Source organism: Achromobacter sp. GW823-FHT04E03 (genome assembly GCF_058796095.1).
Window position 1 is genome coordinate 271,135 of record NZ_JBXAIJ010000003.1, and the last position, 14,400, is coordinate 285,534.

Consider the following 14,400-nt stretch of genomic DNA (forward strand, 5'->3'; position numbering starts at 1 on the left):
AAAAGCAGCCTTGCGGCTGCTTTTTTTGGACCTTATTTCGGCCGCTTGTCGATCACGCGGCGAGCCTTTCCGGTCAGCGTGCGTTCCACGTGCCCGGAATCCGACACCTGGATGCGCGCGCTCACGCCGATGTGCGTCTTCACGGCATGCTGGAGCTGCTTGCCCAGGTTTGCGCGCTCGGCATCCGACAGGGTGGAAAATTCGGCGCGCAGTTCGGTCAGGATTTCCAGCTCGTCCATATTGCCGGTGCGCGACAGCACCAACTGGTAATGCGGCGCCAGCTGGGCGATCTTCAGGACCAGTTCCTCGACCTGGGTCGGGAACATGTTCACGCCGCGCACGATCAGCATATCGTCGCTGCGGCCAGTGATCTTGCCGATGCGCCGCATGCTGCGCGCGGTGGGCGGCAGCAGGCGCGTCAGGTCGCGGGTGCGGTAGCGGATGATGGGCATCGCTTCCTTGGTCAGCGAGGTGAACACCAGTTCGCCCGGCTCGCCGTCGGCCACGGGCTCGCCCGTGTCGGGATTGATGATTTCCGCGTAGAAATGGTCTTCCCAGACCACCGGACCGTCCTTGGTCTCGACGCATTCGCTGGCAACGCCAGGCCCCATCACTTCGGACAGGCCGTAGATGTCCACGGCGTCGATGCCGGCTTCGGCCTCGATGTCGGCGCGCATCTGCCCGGTCCAGGGTTCGGCGCCGAAGATGCCGATGCGCAGCGAACTTTGACGCGGATCAATCCCCTGGCGGCGCTGTTCCTCCAGAATATTGCAGAAGTAGGAGGGCGTGACCATGATGATGTCCGGACGGAAATCGTTGATCAACTGCACCTGCTTTTCGGTCTGTCCGCCCGACATCGGGATGACCGTGCAGCCCAGGCGTTCCGCGCCGTAATGCGCGCCCAGGCCGCCCGTGAACAGGCCGTAGCCGTAGGCCACGTGCACCGTGTCGCCGGGCTTGCCGCCCGCCGCGCGGATCGAGCGCGCCACCAGGTTGGCCCAGTTGTCCAGGTCGCCCTTGGTGTAGCCCACGACCGTCGGCTTGCCGGTGGTGCCGCTGGAGGCGTGGATGCGCGAGATGCGCTCGCGCGGCACGGCGAACATGCCGAAAGGATAGTTCTCGCGCAGTTCCTTCTTCGTGGTGAAGGGGAACTTCGAGATATCGGACAGCTGCTTCAGATCGTCGGGATGCACGCCGGCTTCATCGAAAGCCTTCTTGTAGTGCGGCACATTGTCGTAGGCATGCTTGAGCGACCACTTCAGGCGCTCGAGCTGCAGCGCGCGCAGCTCATCCTGGCTGGCATGCTCGATGGGGTCCAGCCCCGGCTTGCTCATGGTGTTGGACATGGTTATCTCTCTCCTGAAATTCTCTCTGCGCGGGGCCGGATCGCGGCGGGCATATGCCCTGCCCGCTCGCGGCGCGGCCCGCGGCCGTATAGCTTTGGTTGGCTGGCTGCCTCAAGCGTCCGCGGGGACGCCGACGATCTGGCCCTTGATGCGGTAGGAACGGCCGCGGAACAGCGCCACGTTGCGTCCTTCCTGGTTGGTGACGGTGACGTCATAGACGCCGGTGCGGCCGGCCAGCGAACGCTCCTGCGCCACGGCAGTCAGCAGATCGCCTTCGAAGCCCGGGGCCAGATAGTCGATGGTGCAGCCCGAGGCCACGGTGCTGACGTTGCGCGAATTGCACGAAAAGGCGAAGGCGCTGTCCGCCAGGGCGAAGATGAATCCGCCGTGGCAGGTCTTGTGGCCGTTCAGCATGTCGGCGCGCACGCGCATGGTCAGCCGCGCGTAGCCCGGCGCCATTTCCTCGACTTTCATGTCCAGGCCCTGCGAGGCCGCATCGCCCGCAAACATGACGGTGCCGACGGCCTGCGCCAGCTCCTGGGGATCGGCCGGCACTTCGACCGCGGGAACGTGTGCGTTCATTCTTATTGCCCCTTGAATTGCGGTTCGCGCTTGCCGAGGAAGGCGGCCACGCCTTCCGCGTAGTCTGCGCTGCGGCCGAGTTCGCGCATCATGTCGCGCTCAAGGTCCAGCTGCGTGGACAGGTCATTGCCCAGGCTGGCCTGCATGGCCCGCTTGGTGTACGCCAGGCCCTTGGTCGGCGCCTTGGCGAAGTGCTGCGCCAGGCGTTCCAGCGTGGCATCGAATTCCTCGTCCGCCACGCATTGCCAGATCAGGCCCCACTCTTCGGCCTGCTTGGCGCTGAGCTTGTCGCCCAGCATGGCCAGTCCCATGGCGCGGGCACGGCCGACCAGACGCGGCAGCACAAAGGTGCCGCCCGTGTCGGGGATCAGCCCGAGGCGGCAGAACGACTGGATGAACGTTGCCGAAGCCTTGGCGATGACGATGTCGCCCGCAAACGCCAGGTTGGCGCCTGCGCCGGCCGCAACGCCGTTCACGCCCACCACGACGGGCATGGGCAAGGCGTTGACTCGGCGCACCAGCGGCCCGTAGAACTTGTCGACGGTTTCGCCGAGGTCGGGCGGCGTGCCGTCGGCGGCGGGCTTGCGCTCGCTCAGGTCCTGGCCGGCGCAGAAGCCGCGGCCGGCTCCCGTCAGCAGCAGCACACGCGCGCCCTCGGTCTCCACGCGCGTCAACGCGTCGGCCACTTCGCCGTGCATGTTGGCGGTGAAGCTGTTCAGCTTGTCGGGACGGTTCAGCGTCAGGCGCGCGATGCCGCCGGACAGGTCGAATTGGATATCCTGGTAGCTCATGTCATCGCCCCCGTTCAGACATGACGGCGGGTTTGCACCACGCGGAAGCGGTTGGACACGAAGGCCGAATCCGACAGCGCAGCGTTGGCGGCCGGGTTGGCGCCGGTGCCGTGGAAGTCGCTGAAAGCGGCGGTCTGGTTGACGAACACGCCGCCCGTCAGGTTCAGCGACAGCGACACGCCCGAGACTTCAGCCGCGTCCTGCACCTGGTCGGCGACGGCGTCACTGGTGGTGTAGGCCGACAGCGACAACGCGCCATGCTTGATGACGCTGTCACGCGCCAGCTGGATGCTGTGGGTGGTGGAATCGGTAGCCACCACGAAGGCGATCGGGCCGAACCATTCCTGGCTGATGGCGGCGTTGCCAGCTTCCGTGCGCAGCAGCAGCGGCGTGCGGACGCGGGCGTTCTCGAACTGCGGGTGCGTCAGCGCCTTGCTGTCGGCCACCACCGGCAGGCCCAGCGCGCGGGCCTTCTCGATGCGCTCGACGATGCCTTCGTTCTGGATCGCGCCGGTCAGCTCGACGGCCTTGGCCGCATCGGCGCCGACCTTCTCGACCGCGGCGCCCAGGGCAGCAGCGACCTCGTCGAAGCTGACGCGGCCTTCCGGCGTCTGGATGCCGTCGCGCGGCACGTAGATGTTCTGCGGCGCGGTGCACATCTGGCCCGAGTACAGGGCCAGCGAGAACGCCAGGTTGCGGGCCACGCCCTTGAGGTCGTCGGTGGAATCGATGATGACCTGGTTGACGCCGGCCTTCTCGGTGTAGACCAGCGCCTGGCGGGCGTTGTTCTCCAGCCAGTCGCCGTTGGCAGTGCTGCCGGTGAAGTCGACGATCTTGACCGCCGGGTCCAGCGCCAGCTTCTGCGCGGTGTCATCGCCGGCAGCGTGCGCGGCCAGCAGGACGACGTCCGGGTCGAAGCCCGCTTCCTGCAGAACTTCGCGCGCCACCTTCACGGTGATGGCCAGGGGCAGGATCGCGCCGGGGTGCGGCTTGACGATGACGGTGTTGCCGGTAGCCAGGCTGGCGAACAGGCCGGGGTAGCCGTTCCAGGTCGGGAAGGTGGAGCAGCCGATCACCAGCGCCACGCCTCGCGGCACCACGGTGAACTGCTTTTCCATGCGGATCGGGTCATTCTTGCCTTGCGGCTTTTCCCAGACGGCCACGCCGGGGATGCGCGACATTTCCTGCCAGGCGTAGGTCACGGCTTCGAAGCCGCGGTCCTGCGCGTGCGGGCCGCCGGCCTGGAAGGCCATCATGAAGCCCTGGCCGGTGGTGTGCTGGACCGCGTAGGCGATCTCGAAGCTGCGCTTGTTCAGGCGCGCCAGGATTTCCAGCGACACGCCCACCCAGGCGCGCGGGCCGGCGCGGCGCCAGTCTTCCAGCGCGCGCTTGGAGGCGGCGATCAGCTTGTCGGCGGGCACGTGCGGATAGGTGATGCCCAAGTCGAAGCCGAACGGCGATTTTTCGCCGCCGACGGTACCGTCGGCGTCGTGCAGGTTCAGCGGGAAAGGCTTGCCTTGCAGCGCTTCAAAAGCCGCGCGGCCGTCGTCGTTGGCGGTTTCGCCATAGTTGCGGGGGCTGGGCGACTCGGCAAAGGGGCTCCAGTAGCCGCGCAGGGAGGCGGCGGCCATGGCTTGTTCCAGCAGGGGCTGATGGCGTTCGAAGAATTGTTGGGACACTGCGTCTCTCCAAATGGATATGGTTTTATCTGCCTGGCGCGGGCCGGGTCAGGTTTCCTGGTCGAAGTCGATGACCAGGCGGTCGCTGACCGGAAAGCTCTGGCAGCTCAGGATGAATCCGCGCGCCACTTCGTAGTCTTCCAGGGCGAAGTTGGCGTCCATGTCCACCTCGCCTTCGATGACCTTGCAGCGGCAGGTGGAACACACCCCGCCCTTGCACGAATACGGCAGTTCGATACCTTGCGCCAGCGCCGAATCCAGCACGCTGTCTTTATTCTTTTCAATCACGAACATACGGCTGTGGCCGTCCTGCACCACGGTCACCTCGCACTGGCCCTTGCCGGGCGCCTGGCGGGCGTCCTGGCCGGTGCGCAATGCGCGCGGCCCCTTGGGCGCGCCGAAGAGTTCGAACTTGATGTTCGACTTCGGAATGCCGCGGGCCTGCAGCCGCTCGACCACGCTTTCGGTCATGGTCTGCGGACCACAGACAAAAGCGTAATCGATATCCTCGGGGCTCATCCAGGCCGACATCAGCTGGTCGACCTTGTCGCCGTCCAGGCGGCCGTTGAAGAGTTCGATGTCCTGGGTCTCGCGGCTCATGATGTAGACCAGCGAGAAACGCTCCATATAGAGGTTCTTCAGGTCCTCGATCTCTTCGCGGAACAGCACCGCGGACGAAGCGCGGTTGCCGAAGAACAGCGTGAACTTGCTGTCGGGCTCGGTCGACAGCGCGGTCTTGACCAGGGAGAACACCGGCGTGATGCCGCTGCCTACGGCAAACGCCACATAGTGGCGCTTGTTCTCGGGGGAAAAATCGACGGTGAAGTTGCCGGCCGGCGCCATGACTTCCAGGGTCTGGCCGGGCTGCAGTTCATGGTTGGCCCAGCTCGAGAAAACGCCCTCGTCCACCTTCTTGATGGCCACGCGCAGCAGCTTGTCGTGGGGCGCGGAACAGATGGAATAGGAGCGGCGCTGTTCCTGGCCGTTGAGCTCGGTGCGCAGCGTCAGGTACTGGCCCGGCAGGAAGGCGAACTCTTGCGCCAGCGTCTCGGGCAGGTCGAAGGTCACGACCACGGCGTCGCGCGTGTTGCGCGCCACCGAAGCCACCGTCAAGGAATGGAATTGGTTCTGGCTCATTGCGAAACCGCTCTCAGTGAGTCTTGAAATAATCGAAGGGCTCGCGGCAAGACACGCAGCGATACAGCGCCTTGCACGACGTGGACCCGAAGTTGCTGACCAGGCGCGTGTCTTTCGAGCCGCAGCGCGGGCAGGCGATGGCGGGGCCGGCAGCGCGCCGGCTGATGCCCGAGATGTCGACGGCGCGTTCGGCGGGCGCGGCGATGCCGTAGCCCTTGAGCGCCTCGCGTCCCTTCTCGCTCATCCAGTCGGTGGTCCAGGCCGGCGCCAGGCGGGTTTCCACGCGGACCTCGGCGACGCCGTGGCGGGCCAGCGTCTGCTGGATATCCTGCGTGATCTCGCGCATGGCCGGACAGCCGGAGTATGTGGGCGTGATGACCACGACACAGGCCTCGCCGTCCCAGGACACGTCCCGCACCACGCCCAGATCCACCACGGACAGCACGGGGATCTCCGGGTCGGGGACCTCCTGCAGCCAGGCGTAGACCTGGTCGGCGGAAACGGGCGCCAGCGCGTTCACCAGGTGGCTCCCGGGTAGGCGCGCGGCAGGAACTGCATTTCGGCGAGCACGTAGCCCAGTTCCTCGGTGTGCTTGCCCTGGCGTCCGCCACGGTATGCCAGATGGCTGGCGGCGGCTTCGTCGGGCACCGTCAGGGTGGCTTCTTCCAGGACTTCGCGCACATGGGCCAGCCAGGGCTGGCGCAGGGCCGACAGTTCACAGCCGATGCCGCGGGCGGCGACGTCCAGGTCGACGGCGTCGTCGGCGAACAACTCACCGGTGAAACGCCAGGCATCATCGATGGCGGCCTGCATCTTGGCATGGCTTTCCGCCGTGCCGTCGCCCAGGCGCACCACCATGTCCGAGGAACGCCGCACGTGGTAGGTCACTTCCTTGATGGCCTTGGCCGCAATGCCGGCGACGCGTTCGTCGCTGGACTTTTCCAGGCGCTGCAGCAGGAAATAGTGCCAGACGTCGAACAGGAACTGGCGCGCCATGGTGTCGGCGTAGTTGCCGTTGGGGCGTTCGACCAGCAGCGCGTTATGGAACTGGTGCGCATCGCGCAAATAGGCCAGCGCGTCTTCATCGCGGCCGGCGCCTTCGACTTCGCCGGCCAGCGTCAGCCACATGCGGGCCTGGCCCAACAGGTCGAGCGCGGTGTTGGTCAGCGCCAGGTCTTCTTCCAGGATCGGGCCGTGGCCGGTCCAGGCACCCAGCCGCTGCGACAGGATGAGCGAGGAATCGCCCAGGCGCAGCAGGTATTCAAACAGAGTCTTGTCCATGTCTCCCCCGCCGTCTTACATGTGCTTGATTTCTTCGGGCATCGGGAAGAACGTGGGATGCCGGTAGACCTTGCTGTTGGCCGGTTCGAACAGCGGATCCTTGTCGCCGGGGCTGCTGGCCGAAATATCGGAGGCGCGCACCACCCAGATGCTCAGGCCTTCGTTGCGGCGCGTGTAGACGTCGCGGGCGTGGTTGATCGCCATTTCGGCGTCGGGCGCGTGCAGGCTGCCGACGTGCTTGTGCGCCAGGCCGTGCTGGCTGCGGATGAACACTTCCCACAGGGGCCAGTCTTTGCTCATGATGGATGTCCTTGAATGCCGGGCGCGCGCGGCGCGCTCCGGTTTGCAATGGTGGTGAAGAAGAGTGGAGCCCGCCCGCGGGCTCAAGCTACCTTGCGCTCGGCCTGCTTGTCGGCGTAGGCGACTAGCGCATCGCGCACCCAGGCGCCGTCCTCGTGCGCCTTGACGCGCGCGGCCAGGCGTTCGCGGTTGCAGGGGCCGTTGCCCTTGAGCACCGCGTAGAACTCGGACCAGTCGATCTCGCCGAAGTCATAGTGGCCGCGCTCGGCGTTCCACTTGAGCTCGGGATCCGGCACCTTCAGGCCCAGGTATTCGGCCTGCGGCACGGTCTGGTCCACCATCTTCTGGCGCAGTTCGTCGTTGGAGAAGAGCTTGATCTTCCAGGCCATGGACTGGGCGCTGTTGGGCGAGTCGGCATCCGAGGGACCGAACATCATCAGCGCGGGCCACCACCAGCGGTTCAGGGAGTCCTGCACCATGGCCTTCTGCTCGGGCGTGCCGTGCAGGCACATCTGCATCAGCAGGTCGTAGCCCTGGCGCTGGTGGAAGGACTCTTCCTTACAGACGCGCACCATGGCCCGCGCATAGGGGCCGTAGGAACAGCGGCACAGCGGGATCTGGTTGATGATGGCCGAGCCGTCGACCAGCCAGCCGATCATGCCGATGTCGGCCCAGCTGAGCGTGGGGTAATTGAAGATGCTGGAGTACTTGGCGCGGCCGGCATGCAGGTCGTCGATCAGGTCGTCGCGTGACACGCCCAGGGTTTCCGCGGCGCTGTACAGGTAGAGGCCGTGGCCGGCTTCGTCCTGGACCTTGGCCAGCAGGATGGCCTTGCGCTTGAGCGAAGGCGCGCGGGTGATCCAGTTGCCTTCGGGCAGCATGCCGACGATTTCGGAGTGCGCGTGCTGGGAAATCTGGCGCACGAGCGTCTTGCGGTAGGCGTCCGGCATCCAGTCCTTGGCCTCGATGCGGACGCCGTCGTCGATCCGGCGCTGGAACGTCTGTTCCCGGCCTTCGAGCTGGTCCGCGGTCTTGACCTGCTTGACGCCGGTTTCGACGAGTTGAGCGTACATGTCTGTCTCCTTGAAGACGGTTTGCGAAAACGCAAAGCAAACGTTCCGCAGTGCCGTCATGTCATAGGCGGATTATTTAATACAAAAAATTCATTGTCAAACTCAAATCTGTATCACATTGGATTTATGTATCATATTGCGGATCCCGATATCGGCCACTCTGGCCCCCTCTAATGGCAAACCCTCAGTCGCCCCTGGACCGCTTTCTGTCACGCCTGATCAAGAACGATCCGCCGCGCGCGAAATCGCTCTGCGTCAGCCTGCTCGGGGACGCATTGGCGCCGCACGGCGGCGCCATCTGGCTGGGCGATCTGATCGAGCTGCTGGCCCCGCTGGGCATCAATGAACGGCTGCTGCGCACCAGCGTGTTCCGCCTGGTGGCGCAGAACTGGCTGCAATCCGAACGCCACGGAAGGCGCAGCCTCTACCTGATCTCCGAGCAGGGCCTGCGCCACACCGCGCACGCCTCGCAGCGCATCTATGTCGGTCCGCCCCTGGAATGGAACGGCGAATGGACGCTGGTCGCCCTGCCGCGCACCGGCAACGGACTGGCCGAGCGCGCCGAGTTGCGCCGGGAACTGGTCTGGGAAGGCTTCGGCATGATCGCGCCCGGGCTGTTCGCGCATCCGCACACCGAGGCAAGCGCCGCGCACGACATCCTGGAAAAGCTGGGCATCCCCGACCGCGCGCTGGTGCTGTCGGCGCGCGACCTGGCCGGCGCAGGCGGTCTGCCGATAGCCAGCCTGGCCTCGCAATGCTGGAACCTGGACGAGCTGGCCGAGCAGTACCGCCAGTTCGCGAAGAATTTCGGCCCGCTGGAAAAGCTGCTGGAAACCCCGCCCGCCCCCGCCGATGCGTTCATCGTGCGGGTCATGCTGCTGCACAGCTGGCGCCGGATCGTGCTGCACGATCCGCAACTGCCGGGCCCCATGCTCCCTGACGACTGGCCCGGCCATGCCGCCCGCGAGATCTGCGGCCGCATCTACTGGCAGGTGTTCGACGCGTCGGAAGCGCATCTGGATGCACTGGCCGGCCGCGACAACGAGCGCTACGCGCCGCTGGCGGCCGACATCGCCTCGCGCTTCGGCGGCAAGCCCGCCTAGGCCAAGACGCCAAGACCTGCCTTTCGGATCAGGCCGCCGGCTCGATGGTCACGCCCAGCGTGTCCACTTCCGACACGCCGCAGGCGTCGCGTCCCGGGCCTGGCCGTTCCAGCCCCCTGGCCCGGCCGATGAAAGACAGCGTCCAGCGCGCCCGGATGGGCCGCCCCAGGGCCTCGCCGCTATCCGCGTCTATGCCGCTGGGCACGTCCAGCGCCAGCACCGGCACGCTCCAGGCGTTGACCGTGTCCACCAGCGCCTGCCAATCCGCGCCCAGCGGGCGATTCAAGCCGATGCCGAACAGGCCGTCTATGACCAATTCCGGCACGAAGCCCGGTTCCAGTTCCGACCAGGTTTCACCACCCGCGGCCAGCCAGCCGGCATAGGCGCGGGCGGCATCCGGCGGCAGGCGCTGCGCCCCCGCCGGCAACAGCACCCGCACGTCATGTCCCATGGCGCGCAGGCCGGCCGCAGCTTCCAGCGCATCGCCGCCATTGTTCCCAGGCCCCGCCAGTGCCAGCACCCTCGCCCCCGGCCCGAGCCGCGCCGCCGCGTAACGGGCCGCAGCGGCCCCCGCCAGGGGCATCAAGTTTCTGCCGGCGGCCAAGGCCTGGCGTTCGGCGTCGCGGATCCGGGCGACCGAGTATGAAGATGGCATCGCTTTTTATGTGTGAAATTCACGCATTGCGTGAAAATTTACCCGCAAATTTAAAGAGATCGCGCCAACAAGCCCGCAAATTCGCGGGATTTACGCTTCCCGCCAGTTGGCACGCATCTTGCGTTGTAGTCATTGCCGGTACGAGCGAGACCGGACGACTCAACTGAAGAGACTACACCCATGCGTTCCATGAGCATCATCTGCCCGAACGGGCACTTAGGATTCGCCCCCTTGCGCACCGAGAGCTTCCAGCTCGGCGTCGCCGCCGGGCCGGACTGCATCGCCGCCGACTCGGGCAGCGACGACGTGGGTCCCGTGCCGCTGGGCTCCGACACCTCCACCAGCCCGCAAGCCTGGCAGCGCCACGACCTGGAACAGATGCTGCTGGCCGCGCGCAAGCTGGGCGTGCCCATGGTCATCGGCTCGGCCGGCGACACCGGCTCCAACAGCCGGGTCGACCTGTACGTGCGCCTGATCAAGGAGATCGCCGCCGAGCACAAGCTGGCGCCGTTCAAGGTCGGCTACTTCTATTCCGAAGTCGACAAGGAACGCGTGCGCCGCGCGCTGCGCGCGGGCCAGCAGGTGGCCGGCCTGGACGGCTACGCTGACCTGACCGAAGCCGAGCTGGATGCCAGCGACCGCATCGTGGCGGTGGCCGGCGTGCATCCCTACATCAAGCTGCTGGAAGCTGGCGCGGACGTGATCATCGGCGGCCGCAGCTCGGATGCCGCCGTGTTCGCCGCCCCTGCCCTGCACCGGGGCTACGACGCCGACCGCGCCTATTACCTGGGCAAGGTGCTGGAGTGCGCTTCGTTCTGCGCCGAACCCTATGGCGGCAAGGAAACCGTGATGGGCGAGATCTCGGCGGAGGACGTGCGCGTCACGGCCATGCATCCCGACCAGCGCTGCACCATCGCGTCGGTCGCGGGCCACGCGATGTACGAGCGCTCCAATCCCTACGAAGAATTCTTCGCAGGCGGCCGGCTGGACATGGCCGATTGCCGCTACGAGCAGTTGAGCGAAAAGACCACCCGCATCACCGGCTCGCGCTTCGAACCCGCCGCCCAGGTGCGCGTAAAGCTGGAAGGCTCCGGCAAGGTCGGCGAGCGCTACATGGGACTTTGCGGCATACGCGATCCCTACACCATCGCCAACGTCGACCGCGTCATCGCCTGGGCGCGAGACAAGGTGCGCGAACGCTTCGGCGACTCGGGCTATGAGCTGCACTACAAGGTCTACGGGCGCGACGGCGTCATGGGCGACCTGGAGCCGCTGCGCGACCAGCCGGGCCATGAGCTGTGCGTCATGGTCCAGGGCGTGGCGCCGACCGCCGAAATGGCCGAGGAACTGACGCTTACGGGCCTGCGCCAGATGTTCTACGCCCGCCTGCCCGACGTGAAAGGCACGGCCGGTTCGGTGTCGTTCCCGCTGGACGAGGTGGTGCGCACCAGCGCCGCCTACCGCTGGACCCTGAACCACACGCTGCCGGTGGAAGACGCCGGCGAACTCTTCCCGACCCACCTCACCGAGGCTGGCGCCTGAGCCGGCAAGACCATGAGCACCCAGAAACTCAGCACCCTGGCCAAGACCATCCGCAGCAAGAACGCGGGCGTGAACAAGATCACCTTCGACATCATCTTCCGCGAGCCGGCGACCTACGAGGCGGTCAAGCGCTCCGGCGCGCTGACGCGCGCCAGCATGGCGGCCCTGTACCGCATCGACGACAGCCGCATATCGGACTTCGTGCATTACGATCCCGGCCTGGCCATCAAGTTCACGATCTACCGGCTGGCTCCCAGCGGGTCCGCGGGCGATGGCGACATCTTCGGCGCGCAGCAATATGCGCCGCTGCTGGACGTCGCCGTCCCCATGCCGGACTGAACGCCGCGGGCGCCGCACCCGGCGCCCGCTCCAACCTCCGCTCTCCTAGAGAATCGATCATGAAAGCGCTAATGCAAACAACGTTGTTCCTGGCGGCATCCTTGCTGGCCGGCGCGGCAGCGGCCCAGACGGAAGTGCCCAAGCAGGTCAAGATCGTGGTGCCGTTCACCGCCGGCGCCAGCAATGACGCGATCGCCCGCGCGATCGCGCCGCAGCTTGCGGCCCGCTTCGGCAACACGGTGATCGTGGAAAACCGCGGCGGCGCGGCCGGCGCGATCGGTTCCGAGTACGTAGCCCGCTCGGCCAAGGACGGCTCGGTGCTGCTCCTGACCTCGTCGACCTTCCTGACCACCGCCGCCACGCAGCCTCACCTGCCCTACGATCCGCTGAAGCAGTTCGCGCCGGTGGCGATGATAGGACAGGGGCCGCTGGTCATCGCCGCCTCGGCGCAGACGCCCTATACCTCGTTGAAGCAGCTGCTGGAAGCGGCGCGCAGCAAGCCGGGCGCCCTGAACTACGGCAGCGCCGGCGTCGGTTCGCTGGCGCATCTGGCCACCGTCATGCTGGACGACGCGGCCGGCACGGAGATGACCCACGTGCCCTACAAGGGCGCGGCCAACGCCGCCTCCGACCTGGCCGGCGGGCTGATCCATGTCATGCTGTCCAACTACAGCACGCTGGCCCCCGTGGTGCAGGGCAAGAAGGTCAAGCTGCTGGCGACCACCGCGCAATCGCCCTCCGCGGCGTTCCCCGACCTGCCGCCGGCCGCGCAGGCGCTGCCGGGATATTCGGTGCAGATCTGGGTGGGTGTGTTCGCGCCGGCGGGCACGCCGCAGCCTTATATCGACAAGCTCAACGCCGCGCTCGTCGAGATCTCGGCTTCGCCCGAAATGAAGGCATTGCTGGACCTGGACGGCACCGTGCCGTCGCGCATGGACAGCGCCGAATTCGGCACGCGCGTGCGCGAGGAACTGGCCCTGTGGCAAGGCATTGCGCGCAAGCACAACATCAGCGCGGAATAGGCCTCAGCCTTCCAGCCCCAGCTTGAGCATCTGGTGGCGCAGGGCGTGCCGCGTGAGCCCCAGGGACTCGGCGGCGCGCCCCAGGTTGCCGTCCTGGGCCTGCAAGGCCGCCCGGATCAGGCCGCGCTGGAACTGCGCGGACAGTTCGGCGTAGGTACCGGCGGCGGCAGACGAGGCCGCCGGCGCGGGCTTGCCCGCTTCGCGCAGGATGCGCTGCGGCAGGTGCCGCGCCAGTACCGTGTCGCCGTCTTCCAGGATGCAGATGCGCTCCAGCAGATTGCTCAGTTCGCGCACATTGCCCGGCCAGGCGTAGGCCTTGAAAATGCGCCGCACCTCGGGATCGATGACGGTGAAACGGCTGCCGTGGGTGGCGTTGTAGCGTTCCAGGAAGCGCTGCGCCAGCACGATCACGTCATCGCCGCGCTCGCGCAACGGCGGCAGGTTGATCGACACCACCTGCAGGCGGTAATACAGGTCGTCGCGAAAGCGCCCGGCCTGCACCTCCCCCAACAGGATCTTGTTGGTGGCGGCGATGAAGCGCGCATCGACTGAAACCTCCTGGACGGAACCGATGCGCCGGAAGCGCCGGCTGTCCAGCAAGGTCAGGATCTTGGCCTGCATGACCGGATCCAGCTCGCGGATTTCGTCCAGGAACACGCTGCCGCCATTGGCGGCTTCGAGCAGGCCGGTCTTGCGCGCCACCGCCCCGGTGAACGCGCCGCGTTCATGGCCGAACAATTCGGACTCGAGCAGGTTGCCCGGGATGGCGGCGCAGTTGATCTCGGTATAGCCCTTGGCCGCGCGCGCCGACTGCGCATGCAGGTTGCGGGCGACCAGCCCCTTGCCGGTGCCGGTTTCGCCGTAGATGAGGACGATGCTGGCCTTGCTGCGGGCGACCCGGCCGACCAGATCGCGCAGCGCCGCCATCGACGGGTGATCCCCGATGAGCGGCTCGCAGGCGGACGGGGCGGCAGGCATGGGCGGGGGCCGCTTATACCTTCAGGAAGTGTTCGCGGTAGTACTTGAGCTCGTCGATCGATTCGTAGATGTCGGCCAGCGCTTCGTGGCGGCTCTTCTTCTCGAATCCCTTGTAGACGGCCGGCGCCCAGCGGCGGGCCAGTTCCTTCAGCGTGCTCACGTCCAGGTTGCGATAGTGGAAAAACTGCTCCAGGCGCGGCATGTAAGCAAACATGAAACGGCGGTCCTGGCTGATGGTGTTGCCGCACAGCGGCGACTTGCCCGCCGGCACATGCTGCGCCAGAAACGCCAGCAGCGTATCCTCGGCCTGCGCCTCGGAAATCGTGGACGCCTTGACCTTGTCGATCAGGCCGCTCTTGCCGTGCGTGGACTTGTTCCAGCTGTCCATGGCGTCGAGCAGGCTGTCGGGCTGGTGCACCACCAGCACGGGGCCCTCGGCCACGACGGTCAGGTCGGGTTCCGTCACCACCACGGCGACTTCGATGATGCGTTCTTTCTCGGGGTCCAGGCCGGTCATTTCCATGTCCAGCCAAACCAGGCGGTTTTCGTTCACAGCCATATAATTTGCCTAT

Annotated in this window: 16 protein-coding genes; 4 read left to right on the forward strand and 12 right to left on the reverse strand. The window is 66.4% G+C overall.

Going from position 1 to position 14,400, the window contains the following annotated elements:
- Positions 1-32 precede the first annotated feature (32 nt).
- From paaK to paaA, 9 genes are all read right to left on the reverse strand, one after another.
- Entirely contained in the window at positions 33-1,346 is a 1,314-nt protein-coding gene (gene paaK / locus AC1RHV_RS20880; protein WP_054450973.1) for a phenylacetate--CoA ligase PaaK, read from the reverse strand.
- A 111-nt stretch (positions 1,347-1,457) separates the two neighbouring features.
- Complete coding sequence (gene paaI / locus AC1RHV_RS20885; RefSeq protein WP_054450972.1) at positions 1,458-1,928, reverse strand: hydroxyphenylacetyl-CoA thioesterase PaaI; 471 nt, start codon at positions 1,926-1,928, stop codon at positions 1,458-1,460.
- Between the two features lie 2 nt (positions 1,929-1,930).
- Complete coding sequence (gene paaG, locus AC1RHV_RS20890; RefSeq protein WP_119450887.1) at positions 1,931-2,719, reverse strand: 2-(1,2-epoxy-1,2-dihydrophenyl)acetyl-CoA isomerase PaaG; 789 nt, start codon at positions 2,717-2,719, stop codon at positions 1,931-1,933.
- A 14-nt stretch (positions 2,720-2,733) separates the two neighbouring features.
- On the reverse strand, positions 2,734-4,398 hold the full coding sequence (paaN, locus tag AC1RHV_RS20895; RefSeq protein ID WP_054450970.1) for a phenylacetic acid degradation protein PaaN: 1,665 nt from the start codon (positions 4,396-4,398) through the stop codon (positions 2,734-2,736).
- A 48-nt stretch (positions 4,399-4,446) separates the two neighbouring features.
- Positions 4,447-5,535, reverse strand: a complete 1,089-nt coding sequence (gene paaE / locus AC1RHV_RS20900; RefSeq protein ID WP_054450969.1) for a 1,2-phenylacetyl-CoA epoxidase subunit PaaE — start codon at positions 5,533-5,535, stop codon at positions 4,447-4,449.
- A 13-nt stretch (positions 5,536-5,548) separates the two neighbouring features.
- Positions 5,549-6,055: a 1,2-phenylacetyl-CoA epoxidase subunit PaaD gene (gene paaD / locus AC1RHV_RS20905; protein ID WP_054450968.1), complete on the reverse strand. Its 507-nt coding sequence runs from the start codon at positions 6,053-6,055 to the stop codon at positions 5,549-5,551.
- On the reverse strand, positions 6,052-6,816 hold the full coding sequence (gene paaC / locus AC1RHV_RS20910) for a 1,2-phenylacetyl-CoA epoxidase subunit PaaC (RefSeq protein WP_119450888.1): 765 nt from the start codon (positions 6,814-6,816) through the stop codon (positions 6,052-6,054). Before paaC ends, paaD begins: the two co-directional genes overlap by 4 nt.
- Before the next feature lie 15 nt (positions 6,817-6,831).
- The gene (paaB, locus tag AC1RHV_RS20915) at positions 6,832-7,116 is read right to left on the reverse strand and encodes a 1,2-phenylacetyl-CoA epoxidase subunit PaaB (RefSeq protein ID WP_006388300.1); all 285 of its coding nucleotides are present in this window, start codon (positions 7,114-7,116) and stop codon (positions 6,832-6,834) included.
- An 83-nt stretch (positions 7,117-7,199) separates the two neighbouring features.
- The gene (gene paaA / locus AC1RHV_RS20920) at positions 7,200-8,189 is read right to left on the reverse strand and encodes a 1,2-phenylacetyl-CoA epoxidase subunit PaaA (RefSeq protein WP_054450966.1); all 990 of its coding nucleotides are present in this window, start codon (positions 8,187-8,189) and stop codon (positions 7,200-7,202) included.
- Between the two features lie 173 nt (positions 8,190-8,362).
- Here paaA and paaX point away from each other — a divergent pair, with 173 nt between their 5' ends.
- Positions 8,363-9,292, forward strand: a complete 930-nt coding sequence (gene paaX, locus AC1RHV_RS20925) for a phenylacetic acid degradation operon negative regulatory protein PaaX (protein WP_119450889.1) — start codon at positions 8,363-8,365, stop codon at positions 9,290-9,292.
- Between the two features lie 28 nt (positions 9,293-9,320).
- Here the strand turns inward: paaX and AC1RHV_RS20930 are convergent, their stop codons facing one another.
- Positions 9,321-9,947 (reverse strand): NAD(P)H-hydrate epimerase, encoded by a 627-nt coding sequence (locus tag AC1RHV_RS20930; RefSeq protein ID WP_192330018.1) that lies wholly within the window; start codon positions 9,945-9,947, stop codon positions 9,321-9,323.
- A 180-nt stretch (positions 9,948-10,127) separates the two neighbouring features.
- Here AC1RHV_RS20930 and AC1RHV_RS20935 point away from each other — a divergent pair, with 180 nt between their 5' ends.
- From AC1RHV_RS20935 to AC1RHV_RS20945, 3 genes are all read left to right on the forward strand, one after another.
- Positions 10,128-11,489 carry an acyclic terpene utilization AtuA family protein gene (locus tag AC1RHV_RS20935; RefSeq protein ID WP_054450963.1) on the forward strand — a complete coding sequence of 454 codons (1,362 nt, stop codon included), beginning with the start codon at positions 10,128-10,130 and terminating at the stop codon, positions 11,487-11,489.
- A 12-nt stretch (positions 11,490-11,501) separates the two neighbouring features.
- Positions 11,502-11,828 (forward strand): DUF4387 domain-containing protein, encoded by a 327-nt coding sequence (locus AC1RHV_RS20940; protein WP_013392433.1) that lies wholly within the window; start codon positions 11,502-11,504, stop codon positions 11,826-11,828.
- A 71-nt stretch (positions 11,829-11,899) separates the two neighbouring features.
- Positions 11,900-12,850 carry a tripartite tricarboxylate transporter substrate-binding protein gene (locus tag AC1RHV_RS20945; RefSeq protein ID WP_225590493.1) on the forward strand — a complete coding sequence of 317 codons (951 nt, stop codon included), beginning with the start codon at positions 11,900-11,902 and terminating at the stop codon, positions 12,848-12,850.
- A gap of 3 nt (positions 12,851-12,853) precedes the next feature.
- On the opposite strand, the gene AC1RHV_RS20950 is transcribed toward AC1RHV_RS20945, so the two are convergent.
- On the reverse strand, positions 12,854-13,828 hold the full coding sequence (locus AC1RHV_RS20950; RefSeq protein WP_054450961.1) for a sigma-54 interaction domain-containing protein: 975 nt from the start codon (positions 13,826-13,828) through the stop codon (positions 12,854-12,856).
- 13 nt (positions 13,829-13,841) lie between these two features.
- On the reverse strand, positions 13,842-14,387 hold the full coding sequence (orn, locus tag AC1RHV_RS20955; protein ID WP_042792554.1) for an oligoribonuclease: 546 nt from the start codon (positions 14,385-14,387) through the stop codon (positions 13,842-13,844).
- Between the last annotated feature and the right edge of the window lie 13 nt (positions 14,388-14,400).